Source organism: Sphingobacterium thalpophilum (assembly GCF_901482695.1).
Taxonomy (GTDB): domain Bacteria; phylum Bacteroidota; class Bacteroidia; order Sphingobacteriales; family Sphingobacteriaceae; genus Sphingobacterium; species Sphingobacterium thalpophilum.
This window is the reverse complement of record NZ_LR590484.1, coordinates 872,707-890,162: the sequence shown is the minus strand read 5'-3', so window position 1 is coordinate 890,162 and position 17,456 is coordinate 872,707. Positions and strand designations below refer to the sequence as shown.

The 17,456-nt window shown below is 45.1% G+C and carries 17 protein-coding genes and 1 other RNA gene; 9 read left to right on the top strand and 9 right to left on the bottom strand.

Annotated elements, in window-relative coordinates; translation table 11 throughout:
- The first annotated feature begins 26 nt into the window (after positions 1–26).
- Genes mutS through FGL37_RS03870 form a run of 3 tightly spaced genes read left to right on the top strand, consistent with a single transcriptional unit; the run spans position 27 to position 3,857 of the window.
- The gene (gene mutS, locus FGL37_RS03880) at positions 27–2,633 is read left to right on the top strand and encodes a DNA mismatch repair protein MutS (RefSeq protein WP_028072524.1); all 2,607 of its coding nucleotides are present in this window, start codon (positions 27–29) and stop codon (positions 2,631–2,633) included.
- A gap of 19 nt (positions 2,634–2,652) precedes the next feature.
- A complete protein-coding gene (locus FGL37_RS03875) occupies positions 2,653–3,360 on the top strand; it encodes a tRNA1(Val) (adenine(37)-N6)-methyltransferase (RefSeq protein WP_028072525.1) in 708 nt (235 codons plus the stop codon).
- A 2-nt stretch (positions 3,361–3,362) separates the two neighbouring features.
- The gene (locus FGL37_RS03870) at positions 3,363–3,857 is read left to right on the top strand and encodes a metallophosphoesterase family protein (protein ID WP_028072526.1); all 495 of its coding nucleotides are present in this window, start codon (positions 3,363–3,365) and stop codon (positions 3,855–3,857) included.
- A 192-nt stretch (positions 3,858–4,049) separates the two neighbouring features.
- On the opposite strand, the gene FGL37_RS03865 is transcribed toward FGL37_RS03870, so the two are convergent.
- A complete protein-coding gene (locus FGL37_RS03865; protein ID WP_028072527.1) occupies positions 4,050–4,385 on the bottom strand; it encodes a MerR family transcriptional regulator in 336 nt (111 codons plus the stop codon).
- A gap of 204 nt (positions 4,386–4,589) precedes the next feature.
- On the opposite strand from FGL37_RS03865, the gene FGL37_RS03860 reads away from it, so the two are divergent.
- Complete coding sequence (locus FGL37_RS03860) at positions 4,590–4,925, top strand: hypothetical protein (RefSeq protein ID WP_028072528.1); 336 nt, start codon at positions 4,590–4,592, stop codon at positions 4,923–4,925.
- Between the two features lie 56 nt (positions 4,926–4,981).
- On the opposite strand, the gene accD is transcribed toward FGL37_RS03860, so the two are convergent.
- From accD to dprA, 5 genes are all read right to left on the bottom strand, one after another.
- Positions 4,982–5,824 carry an acetyl-CoA carboxylase, carboxyltransferase subunit beta gene (accD, locus tag FGL37_RS03855; RefSeq protein ID WP_028072529.1) on the bottom strand — a complete coding sequence of 281 codons (843 nt, stop codon included), beginning with the start codon at positions 5,822–5,824 and terminating at the stop codon, positions 4,982–4,984.
- Positions 5,825–6,040: 216 nt separating this feature from the next.
- Positions 6,041–6,138, bottom strand: an RNA gene (ffs, locus tag FGL37_RS03850) — signal recognition particle sRNA small type.
- 255 nt (positions 6,139–6,393) lie between these two features.
- Positions 6,394–6,621 (bottom strand): DUF6814 family protein, encoded by a 228-nt coding sequence (locus tag FGL37_RS03845; protein ID WP_028072530.1) that lies wholly within the window; start codon positions 6,619–6,621, stop codon positions 6,394–6,396.
- Positions 6,614–8,116: an MFS transporter gene (locus tag FGL37_RS03840; RefSeq protein ID WP_028072531.1), complete on the bottom strand. Its 1,503-nt coding sequence runs from the start codon at positions 8,114–8,116 to the stop codon at positions 6,614–6,616. The genes FGL37_RS03845 and FGL37_RS03840 overlap by 8 nt, the downstream gene beginning before the upstream one ends.
- Before the next feature lie 63 nt (positions 8,117–8,179).
- Positions 8,180–9,310 (bottom strand): DNA-processing protein DprA, encoded by a 1,131-nt coding sequence (gene dprA, locus FGL37_RS03835; RefSeq protein ID WP_051607385.1) that lies wholly within the window; start codon positions 9,308–9,310, stop codon positions 8,180–8,182.
- Between the two features lie 157 nt (positions 9,311–9,467).
- On the opposite strand from dprA, the gene FGL37_RS03830 reads away from it, so the two are divergent.
- A complete protein-coding gene (locus FGL37_RS03830) occupies positions 9,468–9,701 on the top strand; it encodes a hypothetical protein (RefSeq protein WP_028072532.1) in 234 nt (77 codons plus the stop codon).
- A gap of 72 nt (positions 9,702–9,773) precedes the next feature.
- Positions 9,774–10,355, top strand: coding sequence for a hypothetical protein (locus tag FGL37_RS03825; RefSeq protein ID WP_037534697.1), 582 nt, complete (start codon positions 9,774–9,776; stop codon positions 10,353–10,355).
- On the opposite strand, the gene rsmG is transcribed toward FGL37_RS03825, so the two are convergent.
- On the bottom strand, positions 10,356–10,991 hold the full coding sequence (rsmG, locus tag FGL37_RS03820; RefSeq protein ID WP_028072534.1) for a 16S rRNA (guanine(527)-N(7))-methyltransferase RsmG: 636 nt from the start codon (positions 10,989–10,991) through the stop codon (positions 10,356–10,358).
- A gap of 22 nt (positions 10,992–11,013) precedes the next feature.
- Complete coding sequence (locus tag FGL37_RS03815; protein WP_232048627.1) at positions 11,014–12,177, bottom strand: glycosyltransferase; 1,164 nt, start codon at positions 12,175–12,177, stop codon at positions 11,014–11,016.
- A gap of 241 nt (positions 12,178–12,418) precedes the next feature.
- Here FGL37_RS03815 and tgt point away from each other — a divergent pair, with 241 nt between their 5' ends.
- The 3 genes from tgt to FGL37_RS03800 all read left to right on the top strand — a co-directional run bounded on the left by tgt (position 12,419) and on the right by FGL37_RS03800 (position 15,689).
- A complete protein-coding gene (gene tgt, locus FGL37_RS03810; RefSeq protein ID WP_028072536.1) occupies positions 12,419–13,549 on the top strand; it encodes a tRNA guanosine(34) transglycosylase Tgt in 1,131 nt (376 codons plus the stop codon).
- Positions 13,550–13,594: 45 nt separating this feature from the next.
- On the top strand, positions 13,595–14,674 hold the full coding sequence (locus tag FGL37_RS03805; RefSeq protein ID WP_037534699.1) for an LptF/LptG family permease: 1,080 nt from the start codon (positions 13,595–13,597) through the stop codon (positions 14,672–14,674).
- Between the two features lie 103 nt (positions 14,675–14,777).
- Complete coding sequence (locus FGL37_RS03800) at positions 14,778–15,689, top strand: DMT family transporter (RefSeq protein WP_028072538.1); 912 nt, start codon at positions 14,778–14,780, stop codon at positions 15,687–15,689.
- Positions 15,690–15,993: 304 nt separating this feature from the next.
- Here the strand turns inward: FGL37_RS03800 and FGL37_RS03795 are convergent, their stop codons facing one another.
- The gene (locus FGL37_RS03795; protein ID WP_028072539.1) at positions 15,994–17,454 is read right to left on the bottom strand and encodes a glutamate synthase subunit beta; all 1,461 of its coding nucleotides are present in this window, start codon (positions 17,452–17,454) and stop codon (positions 15,994–15,996) included.
- Positions 17,455–17,456 lie beyond the last annotated feature (2 nt).

The window sequence follows — 17,456 nt, the reverse complement described above, 5'->3', positions numbered from 1 at the left end:
ACGCTTCACAAATTTGATTTTAGAAGTTGGCAAAAGAAAAGAAAGTAACCCCGTTGATGCAGCAGTATAACGCGATCAAGGTCAAGTATCCTGGCGCATTGTTGCTGTTCCGTGTTGGCGATTTTTATGAGACGTTTGGTGAGGATGCGATCAAGGCTGCGCAGATTTTGGGCATCGTTCTGACGAAACGCGGCAATGGTTCAGAATCCGAAACGGCGCTGGCGGGCTTCCCGCATCATTCACTGGAGACTTACCTTCCCAAGCTCGTGCGCGCAGGGCAACGGGTAGCCATCTGCGATCAGCTGGAAGATCCCAAAACAACCAAAACAATTGTTAAACGCGGGGTCACAGAACTGGTAACACCGGGGGTTTCTTACAATGACAACATTGTTCAACAAAAGTCCAACAATTATCTGGCTTCCATTTTTACCGAAAAGGATAGGATCGGGATTTCTTTTTTAGATATCTCTACGGGTGAATTTTTGGTGGCGCAAGGAAATGCTGCCTACATCGATAAACTGCTGCAGGGTTTTAAACCAACTGAAATCATCCTCCCCAAAAAGCAGAGCAAGGATTTTATCGAGCAATTTGGATCACAATATTACACCTATTTTTTGGATGAGTGGCCTTATACCGGCGACTACGCAACTGAGGCCTTGTTGAAGCACTTTGAGGTGAGTTCCATGAAGGGCTTCGGGGTAGACCGCATGCCTGTGGGGCTTGTCGCTGCCGGAGTCGCATTACATTATCTGAATGAAACCGAACATCGTAATCTGCAGCATATTTCTACACTGTCCCGCATCGAAGAAGACCGTTTTATGTGGCTCGACAGGTTCACGATCCGCAATCTGGAACTGATCGGTTCGATGAATGAAAATGCAGTCACCTTGTCGGATGTCCTCGATCATACAGCTAGTCCGATGGGAGCAAGATTGCTCAGGCGGTGGATTGTGATGCCCCTGAAGGATAGAAAGAGCATTCAGGAACGGCTTAATGTCGTTGATTTCTTTTACAACGACCGGGACCTGCGGGACGAGCTTATTGGCCAGATCAAACAAGTGGGAGACTTAGAGCGTTTGATATCCAAAATTGGTCTTCAAAAAGCAAATCCTAGAGAGATTGTGCAATTAAAACGTGCTCTTTACGCGATTGAGAAACTAAAGGAACTGACAGACCGTGAGGATGCCGAAGCGCTTCGTTCCATTTCCCAGCAATTGGACGCTTGCACGGCCATCCGTGACCGGATCGAACGGCAGCTGCAGGCCGAGCCGCCAGTGGCCATCAATAAAGGTAGTGTCATTGCCGAAGGTGTTGATCCTGAGTTGGACCGCCTGCGGAAGATTGCATTTGGCGGTAAGGATTATCTGCTGGAAATTCAAAAAAGAGAATCTGAGTCAACCGGCATTCCTTCACTCAAGATCGCTTTTAACAACGTCTTTGGTTACTATCTCGAAGTGACCAATACGCATAAAGATAAGGTCCCTGCTGACTGGATCCGCAAACAGACGCTGGTGAATGCTGAGCGTTATATCACCGAAGAGCTCAAAGAGTATGAAGAGCAGATTCTTGGTGCTGAGGAAAAGATACAGGCACTGGAAACCAGATTATATGCCGAGTTACTGGCGGCTATAGCTGAGTTTATTAAACCGGTACAGCTCAATGCCCAGCTCATTGCGAAGCTGGATGTGCTGCTCAATTTTGCTGTTGTGGCAGAAAAGAACTACTATGTGAAGCCGGAAGTCAGCGACAGCAAGATTTTGGATATCAAAGGTGGCCGGCATCCCGTCATTGAAAAGAACTTGCCCATAGGGGAGGATTATATCACAAATGATACCTTTCTCGACCCCAGTGCACAGCAGATCATTATTATTACCGGTCCGAATATGGCCGGTAAATCGGCTTTGTTACGCCAGACGGGACTGATCGTGCTCATGGCACAGATCGGTTGTTTTGTGCCCGCCAAAGAAGCAAAGATCGGTGTTGTGGATAAGATATTTACCCGTGTGGGAGCTTCGGACAACCTCTCTTCCGGAGAGTCTACTTTCATGGTGGAAATGAACGAAACCGCAAGTATCATGAATAACTTGTCCGACCGAAGCTTGATTCTACTCGATGAGATCGGACGTGGTACCAGCACCTATGACGGGATTTCCATTGCCTGGGCGATTGCCGAATTCCTGCATAATCATCCCAGTGCTAAGGCAAAGACCTTGTTTGCCACCCATTATCACGAGCTGAATGAGCTGACCACTTCGCTTGACCGTATCAAAAATTACAATGTCACAGTGAAAGAAGTCAATAACAAAGTGATCTTTTTACGGAAGCTTGTACCGGGAGGCTCCGAACATAGCTTCGGAATACATGTCGCCAAACTGGCGGGTATGCCGCCAAAACTGCTTAACCGTGCCAATCAGATCTTAAAGCGGCTGGAACAGGAGCGCACAGGCGGTGAACAGATCAAGGATAGTATGCGCAAAATCCAGAAGCAGGCTTATCAGTTACAGATGTTTGCCATTGATGATCCGGTACTGAATAAGATTCGGGATATGCTCAATAACTTGGATGTCAACTCCCTTACTCCTGTAGAAGCACTGATGAAATTGGACGAAATACAGCGTTTGCTGAAAAATTAGGTAAGTATACGCGTTGGTTATGGCTTCGATATTCCGGTTTAAACAGTTTGAAGTGGACCAGTCCAGTTGTGCCATGAAGATCAATACGGATGGGGTGCTGCTGGCGTCCCTCGCTGATGCGACGGAGGCCAAGCGTATACTGGATGTGGGGACGGGTACCGGTGTAATTGCACTCATGCTGGCGCAGCGCTGTCCGGACAGCCGGGTGGAAGCAGTCGAAATAGATCCGTTAGCTGCCGAGATGGCTGGCAGGAACTTTAATAATTCGATTTTCCGTGACCGGTTATCGATACATGCCAAGGCTTTTCAGCAACTGGAAACAACTTCCCGTTACGATCTTATTGTTTCAAATCCACCTTTCTATACCGATTCGCTGCATAATCCGGATGCTCGCAAGAAACTCGCCAGACATACCGATCTGGGTTTCTTTGCGGAACTTCTTCAATTTGCGGCAGCCTATCTAAGTGCCAGCGGGAAGCTGACGATGATCCTTCCTGTACAGCTCGCAGACACTGTAGTCGGGCTGGCCGCCGGAATCGAGCTGTACTGTACCGGGCAGATTGAGATCCATTCGTTTGTTGGAGAACCTGCTATTCGTAAAATTATTACACTGGCGCGGAATGCAGCGATGGAGGCGGAACGGCGGGAATTTATTATTTATCAGTCCAGGGGAATTTATACCGAATCCTATAAAAGAGCACTAGCACCTTACTTTTTAGCATTTTGATCATGACAAAAATTGGACTCCTCTCTGACACACATTCGTATTTAGATGAAGCTGTATTCAGCTATTTTGCTGACTGTGATGAAATTTGGCATGCTGGTGACTTCGGTGATGCCGCGGTGGCCGACCGGCTGGAATCCTTCAAGCCCTTGCGCGGCGTATATGGGAATATTGATGGCAGGGACCTTCGTATTCGGTTTCCGGAAGATCTCCGGTTTACTTGCGAAGAGGTGGACGTGCTGATGACGCATATCGGCGGCTATCCGGGTAAATATGCACCCCGCATCAAATCGGCATTGATTGCAAATCCGCCGAAACTATTTATCACGGGACATTCTCATATTCTTAAAGTCATTTTTGATCCCAAAATCCATTGTCTGCATCTAAACCCAGGCGCCGCCGGCAAACATGGCTGGCATAAAGTGCGAACGCTCATGCGTTTTGAAATCAATAAAGACAAGATTGAAAATCTCGAAGTTATAGAGCTGAAGGAAAGATAGGGAGAAGAGATCTGTAATCAGGAAGTCAGATCATTGTGGGAGATGCACAAGTTCGGCTCGGTATTTTTTTTACAAATTCTTTCCATTGTTCCTTGATGGTGAAATTGTATCAATTTTCATCGTTCAGTTCATAGTGCCTGATAATGCTATCACTGTGGCTTGTAAGCTGTGGCCACAGCTGTGAAATGTAGCTTAGAGTGAGTCCCGCACTTCGATCAGGAAACTTTTTAGACGTTCCAGGGAGTCTACAACGCGTTGATTTTCTTTTGCTTCGGATTTATTGTCACGGAGATAATCTCTTGCCCCCTGCAGGGTGTAACCTTTCTCCTTTACCAGGTTAAAGATAATTTTTAGGTTGGCGATATCATCCTGAGTAAAAAGGCGATTTCCCTTTTTATTTTTTTTGGGTTGCAGAATATCAAATTCACGCTCGTAAAAACGTATCTGGGAAGCGTTAACGTCAAACATTTCAGTAACTTCTCCCATCGTATAATACAGTTTATTTATCTCACGCTCTTTGTACGGCATATTATTGCAATTTATTCTATAGCAAACTTAATAAAAATTCCAGTTCTAAAAGAAATTTTGCTGGTTCTTATTTTGCTGTCGGGGAAAACAAATCGATGTGGTACAGGAAGTAATCAGGGGAGGGGGGGTAGGGGCCAAGAATACTGATTGTAATTGACGGTAAAATTAGCTAAGTTTGATGATGCTTAGACGTTTTACGATCGCATGATTATCGTTAGCAAATTTTGGACAATTGTATTTTCTTTTGGCAAAGCCAATGCCATCACGATTTTTCCCTTTATCTTCTTAAGGTATCGCATTTTCAAACTGGATGAACAACTGATCCGTCACGAGCGCATCCATCTGCGGCAAGCCCTTGAATTGGGTATTGTGTTTTTTTATCTGTGGTATCTCTGTGAGTTTGTACTTCGCTTTATCCGATTTAAGAATTTTGACCGCGCATACCGAAATATATCCTTTGAGCGTGAAGCTTATCAGCAGGAGCATGACCCCGACTATCTGCTCAGGAGAAAGCTATGGTCTTTTTGGCGCTATCTCTAAAAAAAAGCCCGCCGGCGATATTGCGCAGCGGGCTCTTGTATAATGTGCCTTGATTGTTATCCAACTAACCTAAGATAGGTTGCTACTTTATCTTTTAACTGTCTGCGATCGACAATAAAATCAAGAAATCCATGTTCCAATACAAACTCAGATGTCTGGAATCCTTTTGGAAGGTCTTTTTTGATCGTTTCTTTGATGACGCGGGGGCCAGCAAATCCGATCAGGGCTCCCGGTTCGGCAATATTAATATCCCCCAGCATGGCATAAGACGCAGTCACTCCTCCCGTTGTTGGGTCTGTCAGCAGACAGACATAAGGGAGCCCGGCTTGTGCAAGTAAGGCTAATTTAGCCGAGGTTTTTGCCATTTGCATTAGGGAGAAAGCCGCTTCCATCATTCGCGCGCCACCTGATTTGGAGATCAACATAAACGGTAGTCTATGTTCAATACAGTAATCGATCGAGCGCGCAATTTTTTCGCCCACGACAGATCCCATCGATCCGCCGATAAAGCTAAAATCCATACAGGCAATAACGATGTCCTGACCATTCATTTTGCCATGGGCGGAGCGTAACGCATCTTTAAGTCCAGTCTTGGCCTGACTTTCCTTCAAACGTTCAGGATAAGGTTTGGAATCGAAAAACTCCAGCGGATCGCCTGAGCTTAATGTAGCGAATAGTTCGGTAAATTCGTTATTGTCAAATAAAATTGAAAAATATTCCTTGGAGCCAATTCTTAAGTGGTGGCCACAATATTGACAAACGTAGTCGTTTTCTACTTGTTCAAGATGCAACAAAGGTTTTTTGCATGTAGGACATTTGTTCCACATGCCATCTGGTGCTTCTTTTTTATTAGCGGTAGCTGTGCTAATACCAGCTTTTTCTCTTTTAAACCAACTCATACGATAGTTCTTATTCGACTACAAACTTATATAAAAATGCTTTTATATACAATTATAATTGCGTTGAATGTAAGCAGCAGTTAACCAGCGGTTTCATGAATACGTTTGTATATTGCAGTGGAGGGATAGTACAGATAGAGCTTGGGCTTGTTATTTGTATCGATAAGGCAGAGGAGGAGATCTCAGGTTTGGTGTTTTAAATTTTGGGGCACAAAAAAAGGGTAAGCTACTCCTATCGCACCGCTCAACCAAATACCCTTGCTTTGTTCCCAACCTGGGGGAGTCAATGGGAGCTGGTCGTAGAAGACTTACCCGCCACAAAAGTAGAAAAAAAAACAGTTTTTGGAAAGAAAAAATGCGTTTTTATTGTATTTCATTGATTCCCATTGAAATAATTTGTCTGCAGGCGCCTTTACCACAAGCTAACACCGATGATTACGGACATCTCACCCTTTATAGAGAGGAGTCTTCCCATCCTGAATGTATGGGAAGACTTCCGTTGGGGTCACGCTGTGTACAGAACAAAGCCGTGTATCAAGAAGGTGGCCAGCCATTGGACAGCACGATTCTTACATTTTGCTGTCATCGTATTCACCTAAAAGGGAATAATAACCAAATAGGCCTAAACCTAGTGATATAATGGGCGTCAATATGCAGAGGATAATGATTCCGAACACCAGATCTTCCTGATGCCCTGTAGAAATTTTTGGTAAGGCAAGTTCGAAAATGCTAAAATATGCGGTGTATATGGCCAAAATGATCCATACGATGCCGAGTAGTTTTTTAAGGTTATTCATGGTTTGAAGGAGTTGATTTGTTGTTGATATAGAGACTTCCGATGACGAAACAGACGGCTGCAATAATAATTGGATACCATAATCCCGCCAGGTAGAACTGAGATGCATGGGCTGTTTCCGCATTTGTCGTGAGATAGGTGGAAACCGCTGGAAGCAGACCTCCGAATATGCCGTTACCGACATGATATGGCAGGGACATGGATGTGTACCGGATTTTTACCGGGAACAGTTCGACCAGAAAAGCTGCGATGGGGCCATACACCATGGTGATATAAATTATCTGGATGAACAACAGGGCAATTAACCATACGTAATTTTTGCCGCTTAGGTGGACGGTCGTTTTGACGCTCTCCTTTCCTTTAAGATCACCCTCATGATGGTATGTCGTAGCATTGCTCATCTGGGTGCCGTCGTCATAGTCAGTTATCGTGACGGAGACCGCTGTGCCCTCTTCGGCCTGTGGTGGCTTGCTTGTCTCGTTTATTTTGGTTTTATGCTGAATGTCAGAGAGATGGTACATCGATTTGTAAATAGGACGGTACGTCAATACGGCGAGCAGCATTCCGGCCAACATAATCCATTTGCGGCCGACTTTATCGCTTAACCAACCAAACACAACAAAAAAGGGTGTCCCAAGCAACAAGGCGATCCCCAGGATGGTGTCAGCCTGATCCGACTGTAGATGCATGACGGTCTTCATGAAACTCATCGAGTAGAATTGGCCGGTATACCAGACAACGCCTTGGCCCATTGCCGCTCCGAAGAGGGCAAGTAGGACAAATTTAAGGTTATAACGATGTCCAAAGCTCTCTTTTAAGGGGTTTGTGCTTGTTTTGCCTTCGGCTTTAGCCTTACTAAATTCGGGCGACTCCTTCATTTTTTTACGGATAAGGTAGGATACGTATACCATCACCAGCGACAGTAGAAAGGGGACCCGCCAGCCCCAGTTGTCAAACTGTGTTTCGCTCAGAAAACTCTTTGTCAGGAGAATAACGACTAAGGAAATAAATAGACCAAAAGTGGCGGTAGTCTGTATCCAGGAGGTCCAGTATCCACGTTGTCCCATGGGTGCATGTTCGGCCACATACGTCGCGGCACCACCATATTCGCCGCCCAAAGCGAGTCCCTGCAGGAGCCTTAAAATCAGAACAATTAGCGGAGCCCAGAAACCTATACTTTCATAGCTGGGAATGCATCCTATCAGAAAGGTGGCACCTCCCATCAACAGAAGAGTCACCATAAACGTGTATTTACGGCCAATGATATCGCCGAGGCGGCCAAAAAAGAGCGCCCCAAAGGGCCTTACCACAAAACCGGCTGCAAAGGTAGCCAATGTTGACAGGAACGCAGCGGTTGGGTTATCAGCCGGGAAAAATTTGGTTGAAATGACGATGGAAAGGCTGCCGAAGATGAAAAAGTCATACCATTCAATGAGTGTTCCCATAGAGGAGGCGCCAATGACTTTCCAGATGCTTTTTGTGTTGTTTTCGTTCATTTAAATTGTGGGTTTAGTTTGGTTTATGCATGTAAATAAAATAGCTTATATCATTCTTGGATCTTATCGTCCCAATGGTCCAGCGGCTTCCGCGGGCCGTCCGGCCGACTTATACATTTTTCCGGGAAGGGCATGAACCAAGGACTGCATTTCCAGTTCCAGCAGGACCAGTGCTAATTTACTCTGAGGCCATTCGAGCTTTTCGATCAGCTGATCGATCCCCAATTGTCCGGCATCATGGATCAGCGCAAGCACTTTTTCCTGATCTTTTTCCAGTTTAAAGCCCAGTTCAAGCTGTTGGCCGGCCTGTTCTTTGCTGATGTCCCAGTTCATTAAATACTCCAGATCTTGCACGTGCCTGATCATATGGGCTCTATTAGTCTTGATCAGGTAGTTGGTACCTTCGCTGCTTTTATCATAAATTGCTCCCGGGAATGCGCAGACATCCCTATGATAACTATTGGCGATCTCTGCGGTAATCAATGCACCGCCTTTGATTGCAGCCTCCACAACAACGGTGACGTCCGCAAGCCCTGCAATAATGCGGTTACGCATGGGAAAATTGGTGCGCTCGGGCAATGTGTTGGACGCAAATTCCGTCAGTAACCCCCCTTGATTCAACATTCTGGACGCGAGTTCACGATGGGAGGCAGGGTATATCCGGTCCAGACCGTGACCGAGCACTGCTACCGTGGGAATATCATTTTTCAGTGCAAGCCGATGCGCACAGGCGTCTATGCCGTAGGCAAGACCGCTCACGATCAGGATATCCCCGTTCTGATCCAGCTGGCGGATAAAGTCTTCGCATAGCCGTTGCCCATAGGGGGTGGAATGTCTTGTACCCACAATGCTAATTACCTTTTTAGCGTTGAGGTTGCCGTTGCCCTTATAGTAAAGCAGCAGGGGAGCATCGTCGCATTGTTTTAACCGTTGCGGATACTGTTCGTCCTCTACCCATAGTGCCTGAATTTGATGTTTATCAATAAATTCAAGTTCACGCTCGCAGTCTTGCAGGTAGGTTCTGCTGCGTATCGCATCGGCAGCAGATTCCCGCATGCCCGGTATTTGCATTAATTCTCTTTTGGAATACGAAAAAAGGTCTTCCAGGTTCTCTGTATGCGTAAGGATACGCCGTGCTGTCCGAGGGCCAATGCCCTTGATTTTGGTCAAAGCTATGGGATAGATCAGTTTCATAATTGGGTACTTTAAAGATAGTGAAAATTATAACTCCTTGTATAACTTTTTAGTATGGTTTGCATGGTTGAGCTTCTCGCAGAAGTGACTGCGGCCATGCACATGCCTTGGGAAGATGCGCGATATTTGCTAGCTTTGTGGATAGAAAAGTAATGTTATGAACACGAAAGAACCCTTCGATATTGAATTAGGTGATGTGATTTATTCTGTATTCCCCGAGGAGGAGGATACTTATGTCATTTTCAAAGACGGCACAGAATATGTGAAAATCATTAAGGACACCGATACCAGCTGGCTGAAATTAAACCCAGAGACTGAACTACCCATGTTTGGCATGGATGAGGAAATCAATCTGATCGGCGAAGAGATAAAGAAAGAGCTGGGATTTTAACAGGCGTTAAAGATCGTTAAATCCATACTCACTTGATGGATAGTTGACTATTTTAGGGTAATCAATTATCACATGGTACGTATTAGCTTTCTCGTTTTGCTGCTTGCCGGCCTCTGTTTCACTGTCGATCGATCGGTTGTAGCGCATTCCCGAAACTCTATGCCACAGGATACTACAAAAAAGGGGGATACGCTGCGGCTCGATACCGTCCAGCTAAAAGGCATCAATTCAACTGCAAAAGATAAGTTCGATCAGAAGAAGTCGGAGTATAAGTCCATTTACTTTTGGGGGGACACCAAGGACATGGTAACTTTGCCCCATCAGGGTGGCCTTGCGGTCAATCTCAATAAGCTTTATAACAAATTTAGTCGCAAGGGCCGTCATTCCAGAAGACTACAGCGTCAATTTGAACGCGAATACGAAGCGGATCTAGTACGTGAAGAATGGTTTGCGCTGACCAAGGAGTATACTGTCCTTTCGGGCGATTCGCTGACCAAATTTAGGATGTATTATCAGCCCACCCTAAAATGGTTGCGCGGAAAGGATAATTACGAAAAGATAGCTTACATACAGCATTGTCTGAAATGCTATCTTGATTCTGTTGAGCTGATCCACAGCCGCCTCAGTTTACCGGGAGGCGATGTAAAACCTTAATTACATCGGCACATATACCAGATATTTCGTTTCGAAAAACTCTTCTCTGAAATAGCTCGACAAGGGATGCAGTTCAGCTTTTAATCTGGACTCCTTGATCTCTTCACTAAGGTCACCGCCTTTGAGGTAAAGGATACCGTTGGGAATACCATTTTTATCCTTTTTTTGAAATTTATTGCGTATCCAAGGGGCAAATTCTCCCAGTCGTGTTACGGCCCTTGAAATCACAAAATCGTATTTATCATCCAGCTGTTCGGCACGGATATGATCGGCTTCAACGTTTTGGAGGCCCAGTCCCGCCGCCACTTCGCGGACCACTTTGATTTTTTTTCCGATCGAATCGACCAGATGGAATCTGACCTCAGGAAATAAGATGGCCATGGGGATCCCCGGGAAGCCCCCGCCTGTGCCTACGTCAAGGATGCGTGTTCCTGGTGCCAGCTCCTGAACGAATTTAGCTATTCCCAGCGAATGCAGGACATGGTGAAGGTATAAGCTGTCAATATCTTTGCGTGAGATTACATTGATCTGGCTATTCCAAAAAGTATATAGCTCAGCAAGCTGGGCAAATTGCTCTTTTTGTATATCCGTCATTTTCGGAAAATAAGAGTAGATGATATCGACTGTAGGATTCAAAACGTAAAAATTTAATAGTAAATTATTTCCAGCTTATTTTTTTCTTTTTTCTGCTGAACAAACCGTTGGTGCAAATATAAAAATAGTAGATGAAGTCTACCAACGGTAGCCACCAAATCAATTCTTTTACTTCCAGTTTTCTATAAATGTTGCTAAATACAGCCCATTGCGCAAACAGGCGAAGTAGGTATGCTGATAAGGGGACATACCAAAATGCAGGGAATACAATGGCGACGGTAATGGCAGCGAGGTAAAACAGCGCCGCCGAAACCAACTGCGTGCCAAGCATGCGCTGATGGCGTTTTTTATAGATCGTGGAGGCTCCCGAATGTCTGGCTTTCTGCTTGTAATAGCTTTTCCATGTGGTCTTCGGCACTGAATATACAAATGATGTCGGATGCAGGGCAATGTTGACATTGGTCCTTGTTGCATTTTGGTTGACAAAGAGGTCGTCGTCACCGGACTTAATGTGCATGTGCGCAGCAAACCCCTTGTTACGGAAAAAGAGTTCCTTTTTGTATGCCATATTGCGTCCCACACCCATGTAAGCATCTCCTTTAAGTGCGTAAGATAAATAGCTCATGGCGGTATGTGTGGTTTCAAACCGGATCAAAAGGTTTAATAAGCCCCTTTTCTTGAAATAAGGGGAGTAACCCAATACAATTTCGGTCCCGGGCGTAAAAGCCCCGGCTATGTCCCGCAGCCATTGATTGGACTGTGGTGCACAGTCTGCATCTGTAAAAACCAGGGTCTGGAATCTGGATGCTTTGATCCCCATGCTTACGGCGAATTTTTTTCCGTGTTTCAGGCGGATATGCTCCTTGATATCCACAATTTTAAGATGGGGATGCTGCTGGCTGAATTCCTGCAGGATCCAGGGGGTATGATCTGTAGAGAAATCGTTGACTACAATAACCTCAAACTCGGGATAATCCTGCGTAAGGATAGCTGGCAAATATTCACGAAGATTATCTTCCTCATTGTGGGCGCAGATAATCAGCGACAATGGCGGAAGGGAATCCGTCTCGTTGTGGTGCTCCACCTGATAACTGCTCAATTTGCTGTAAACAAATAAGATGTAATATAATTGTACCAATAGGAGAAGACCTAATATCCCAAAAGCAATATCGGGAAGATTGGCCAAGATTACATGTAGGTCAAGCATAGCCCACAAAGATACGCGCATTCCTAATCTTTTTATAAAGGAAAATGATAATTTATTCCCGAAACATCCTCTTTGCAAATCTTTTTATAGTATTTTTGCAACATATTTAAGGGAGATAGGTCTAAGCCATTGGGACAAAGCAATCGGACCTGCAGGGGAAGGTATTGCTGTGAGCCTTTGTTGGAAGTTTGGGACAGTTTTGAAAAAGTTGTCCTGGATAACCTTTCCGTTAAAGTCAAATTAGTCTCAGAGGAATATATTCATGAAATTTACGCTACAAGCACAAGATAAATTGTCAAAAGCACGTGCAGGTGTTGTCGAAACTGCACATGGTCCCATCCAAACACCTATTTTTATGCCGGTTGGTACGGCAGGTACCGTAAAGGCCATCCATCAACACGAATTAAAAAATGATATCGAAGCCCAGATTATCCTGGGGAATACCTATCATCTTTACTTGCGTCCGGGGCTGAAGGTATTAAATAAGGCTGGTGGCTTGCACAAATTTAACGGCTGGGACCGTCCGATTTTGACCGACTCAGGTGGCTATCAGGTGTACTCCTTGACCGAAGTCCGTAAAATTAAAGAAGAAGGGGTGACATTTCGTTCCCATATCGATGGATCGAAGCATTTATTTACCCCCGAAAATGTGATGGATACGCAACGGATTATCGGCGCAGATATTATTATGGCATTTGATGAGTGTACACCGTATCCCTGTGACTACAGTTATGCACGCCGTTCGCTGGACATGACACACCGCTGGCTGAAACGTTGCGTGGACCGCTTTGACAGCACCGATCCATTGTATGGATATGAGCAGACCTTGTTTCCTATTGTGCAGGGATCAGTCTATAAGGATCTCAGAATTAAATCTGCTGAAACCATTGCTTCATTCAATCGGGAAGGTAACGCGATTGGAGGTCTTTCTGTTGGCGAGCCTGCAGAGGAGATGTACGCGATGACTGAGGTGGTCTGTGACATCCTGCCAAAAGACAAACCCCGTTACCTGATGGGGGTGGGTACACCTGTCAATATTCTTGAGAATATTGCGCTGGGTGTGGATATGTTTGACTGTGTGATGCCGACACGTAACGCGAGAAATGGAATGCTTTTTACGCAGAACGGTATTATTAATATTAAAAACGAAAAATGGAAAGATGACTTTTCGCCGATTGAAGCGGAAAGTGATCTGCATGCGGATCAGTTCTATACCAAGGCTTATTTACGCCATCTCATAAAATCACAGGAAATTTTGGGAGCGCAGATTGCCTCATTGCATAATTTGCATTTTTATCTTTGGCTCGTCAATCAGGCTAGGGAGAAAATTATAGCAGGTACATTTTATGACTGGAAAAATAAAATGGTGAAAATTCTGGATCAGCGTTTGTAATAGAGTCGGATAAAATAAATGAGATGAATACTCAAATCTAAATATATGCTTTCGTTAATTGACCGGTACATCATAAAAAAATACTTGACGACCTTTGTGTTTACCATGGCCATATTTACCGTGGTAATGGTTGTTTTTGACGTATCCGAACGGTTAGACGATTTTCTGAAATACAAAGCACCGCTGGACAAGATCATTTTTGAGTATTATGCAGGGTTTATTCCCTTTTATCTCAATTTTCTCTGTCCATTGATCAATTTTATTGCGGTTATCTTTTTTACGTCCAAGATGGCTGATCAGACCGAAATTGTTCCAATATTGAGTGCGGGGTATAGTTTTAACCGCTTGCTCCGGCCGTATATGATCGCGGCAACCTTGATCTTTGCGGTCTCGCTGGTGTTCAATATTTTTATTATTCCGCATACGAATAAAATGAAGGTGGACTTTGAGAACATTTATGTTAAACCTTTAAAGGACAATTCAAGGGTCTCGACCCATATGCAGCTTGATAAAAACAGCTACGTGTATATTGATAACTTTGACAATACCACCAAGACCGGATATGGGTTTGTTCTCGAAATCTTTAAGGGGGACACACTCAGAGAGAAAATGATGGCGGACCGGATTACCTGGGATTCGGTGGCGACCAAATGGAAGATTGAAGGATATACCAACAGGGTCATCAATGGTCTGCATGAGCGGATGGACAAAGGTGCGGTCAAGGACACCACATTGGATATGAAGCCCTCGGATTTTGAATTGCGGGACAATATGTTTACGGCGATGGATACCCGCGAGCTGAATACCCGGATCCGTAAAGAGGAGATCAGGGGAACGGGTGTGATGACCGATTTGTTGCTGGAAAAGTACAAACGTTATATTTACCCGTTTTCGGCATTCGTACTGACGCTTATGGGGGTTGCTCTCTCTTCGAAAAAGGTCCGGGGCGGAATCGGCTTAAGTCTGGGAATCGGGATAGGCCTCAGTTTTACGTACATCGTATTCATTCAGTTTGCAAACATGTTTTCATTAAAAGGGGGATTACCACCATTGATTGCCGTGCTAATCCCAAACGTCACTTTTCTGCTGGTGGCCATATATCTAGCGATCAAAGCACCGAAATAACTCTATTGGATGCAGACAGGTCGGAAAGGTAAAACATAAGGGAATACAATAACAGCAAAGATCGCTGATCGCGATATATATACATATTAAGGGTTAAGGGAAAATGGCCAAACTTCATCTAAATCGGAATGTTTTAATTCTGCATTTGACTATACTTATCTGGGGATTCACGGGGATTTTGGGTAGCCTCATTTCTGTTTCTGCCATTCATCTGGTTTGGTACCGTGTGGCCATAGCTTCGGTTTCATTGCTGGTATATTTTTTAGTGACTAAGCAGCAGATTTTAGTTGCCGGAAAGCAGGCGCTTCAATTTTTTATGGTTGGCGCAGTTGTGGGCCTGCATTGGGTGCTTTTCTTTTACTCCATTAAGGTATCGACTGTGTCAGTCACGCTGGTGACCCTGTCGTCAGTGACGTTATTTACCGCTATACTCGAACCTATAGTCAATAAAAAACGTATTGCCTTGCTTGATATTGTCGTTGGACTGGTCATTATTTTGGGCATTTATACTATATTCTCCTTCGAAACACATTATCTGGTGGGTCTGATGGCCGGCCTTGGCTGCGCCTTCTGTGCGAGCATATTTTCCATTGCCAATGCCCGCATGGTTAAAAAGTCAAGCCCCACACTGATCACGTTCTATGAAATGGTGGGAGCATGTTTCTGGATCAGCCTACTGATGCTATATACGGGTGACTTTAATGGGGCGATGCTGTTGGGACAGCAGGACCTGATCTATCTGCTATTATTAGGAGTGGTCTGCACAGCAGTGGCCTATGTGATGGGAGTTGCGGTAATGAAAGAACTTTCGGCTTTTACCGTTGCCTTGACCACTAACCTTGAACCGGTCTACGGCATCCTATTGGCGGTGTTGATTTTTGGACAGAAAGAAACCATGAGTGGTGGATTTTATCTGGGAGCATGTATTGTGCTGGGGGCAGTCTTCACCTATCCGTATATTAAAACAAAACTGGAGAAAAGACAAAAGGGGCTCATCATTCGTAAATTGCATTAAAACATTAGACTCTCCGAAAGACGTCGTTGGAGGTGCAGCGAGCATGTGCTAGACTGCTTGTCGTTGTGATAGACGAATGGCAGTATGCTGCAAATTGCATAGAGATTGGCGTAAAAAGCCTGCAGTCCGCTACAAACGATAAGGAGGCTGCGTTGAACGGATAGGAGTTTAGGTTAAAATGGGTGTTGTTTACCCGAGCAGAATAGTGGAGAAGGACCGAATATGATAAAAGCACCCTAAGGTGCTTTTATCATATGGAAAAGCGTCAGGATAACCTGAGCACTCTTTTGCAACTCATAATCTGTTATGCATGCTGAGCGGTCAGAAAGTCTTTGCTTTCCAGTTCAGAATAGCCCATCAGGTATTCGTCTACTTTCCTTGCGCATTCACGGCCTTCGGAAATTGCCCATACCACCAGAGATTGACCTTTACGGCAATCACCGGCCGTAAAGATGTTGTCAATAGTGGTTCGGTAATCCCGGTCATTGGCGAGAATATTGCCCTTTTCGTCCACTCTTACTCCGAGCTGCTCGAGAAGCGTATGCTCCGTATGTTGATACCCGATAGCCAATAAGACGAGATCTGCAGGGATTTCACGGACTTCGGACTCGCCAAGACGTGTTCTTCTGCCAAAGTCATCCACTTCGTATTGCACTTCCTTGATTTTGATTCCTTTGATATGACCATTTTCATCTTTGACAAACTCTTGTGTTTCTGTTGCCCACAGTCGTTCACAGCCCTCTTCCTGAGAAGAGGAGGTGGCAAAAGTAACTTTATCCAAGGGCCATGGATTATTTTTCAGCCGTTCTTTGGACGGCATGGGTTTACGGGCAATCTGTGTAATGCTTTTCGCACGATGGCGGTTGGATGTCCCGATACAATCCGATCCGGTATCGCCATCGCCGATCACGACGACATGCTTGTCCGTGGCCAGAATGCGTTCGCCGCTGACAGCGATTCCGCTGACTTCTTTGTTCTGCTGGGTGAGGAACTCCATGGCAAAATGTATGCCTTTGGCGTCATGTCCCGGCAGCTGCATGTGCCATGGAACGGTAGACCCGGTGGCCAAGATGACGGCATCATAGGCTTTCAATTCATAAAAACTGATATCCCTGCCTACTTCACTATTCACTCTGAATTCGATACCTGATTCCTTCATCAGATTGACACGGCGGTCAATGACTGATTTTTCGAGCTTGAAGTCAGGGATGCCATAGCGGAGCAAGCCACCGACCTGATCATCGCGTTCGAAGACAACGACATCGTGGCCAGCCTTATTCAGCTGTGCAGCTGCGGCAAGCCCAGCAGGGCCTGAGCCTACGATAGCCACACTTTTGCCCGTCTTCAGATAACTTTTATGAGGTTTGACATAGCCCTTTTTAAATGCAATCTCAATAATATGTTTTTCTATTTCCTCGATGGTTATCGGATTGCTATGGATTCCCAGCACACAGGCTGATTCGCAGGGAGCAGGGCATATCCTTCCTGTAAATTCTGGAAAGTTGTTGGTGGAGGTCAGGATCTGGTATGCTTCTTCCCATTTGCCGTCATAAACAGCATCGTTAAATTCAGGGATTACGTTGCCCAGGGGGCATCCTGAATGACAAAATGGAATACCACAATCCATACACCGTGCAGCCTGTTTGTTCAGCTCGTTTTCGGAATAACCTTTATTGAACTCTTTGAAGTGCTGTACGCGGGCTTCAACAGCTTCTTTGGGTGGAAGCACGCGCTCAAATTCTTTAAAACCTGTAATTTTTCCCATGA

Excerpts from the sequence above, each read along its gene's own strand:
- FGL37_RS03795 (WP_028072539.1), bottom strand. The coding sequence starts at position 17,454 with ATGGGAAAAATTACAGGTTTTAAAGAATTTGAGCGCGTGCTTCCACCC.
- FGL37_RS03870 (WP_028072526.1), top strand. The coding sequence starts at position 3,363 with ATGACAAAAATTGGACTCCTCTCTGACACACATTCGTATTTAGATGAA.
- FGL37_RS03825 (WP_037534697.1), top strand. The coding sequence starts at position 9,774 with ATGGTACGTATTAGCTTTCTCGTTTTGCTGCTTGCCGGCCTCTGTTTC.
- FGL37_RS03875 (WP_028072525.1), top strand. The coding sequence starts at position 2,653 with ATGGCTTCGATATTCCGGTTTAAACAGTTTGAAGTGGACCAGTCCAGT.
- FGL37_RS03805 (WP_037534699.1), top strand. The coding sequence starts at position 13,595 with ATGCTTTCGTTAATTGACCGGTACATCATAAAAAAATACTTGACGACC.
- FGL37_RS03815 (WP_232048627.1), bottom strand. The coding sequence starts at position 12,177 with ATGCGCGTATCTTTGTGGGCTATGCTTGACCTACATGTAATCTTGGCC.
- FGL37_RS03860 (WP_028072528.1), top strand. The coding sequence starts at position 4,590 with ATGATTATCGTTAGCAAATTTTGGACAATTGTATTTTCTTTTGGCAAA.
- tgt (WP_028072536.1), top strand. The coding sequence starts at position 12,419 with ATGAAATTTACGCTACAAGCACAAGATAAATTGTCAAAAGCACGTGCA.
- FGL37_RS03845 (WP_028072530.1), bottom strand. The coding sequence starts at position 6,621 with ATGAATAACCTTAAAAAACTACTCGGCATCGTATGGATCATTTTGGCC.
- FGL37_RS03830 (WP_028072532.1), top strand. The coding sequence starts at position 9,468 with ATGAACACGAAAGAACCCTTCGATATTGAATTAGGTGATGTGATTTAT.
- dprA (WP_051607385.1), bottom strand. The coding sequence starts at position 9,310 with ATGAAACTGATCTATCCCATAGCTTTGACCAAAATCAAGGGCATTGGC.
- FGL37_RS03800 (WP_028072538.1), top strand. The coding sequence starts at position 14,778 with ATGGCCAAACTTCATCTAAATCGGAATGTTTTAATTCTGCATTTGACT.
- accD (WP_028072529.1), bottom strand. The coding sequence starts at position 5,824 with ATGAGTTGGTTTAAAAGAGAAAAAGCTGGTATTAGCACAGCTACCGCT.
- FGL37_RS03840 (WP_028072531.1), bottom strand. The coding sequence starts at position 8,116 with ATGAACGAAAACAACACAAAAAGCATCTGGAAAGTCATTGGCGCCTCC.
- FGL37_RS03865 (WP_028072527.1), bottom strand. The coding sequence starts at position 4,385 with ATGCCGTACAAAGAGCGTGAGATAAATAAACTGTATTATACGATGGGA.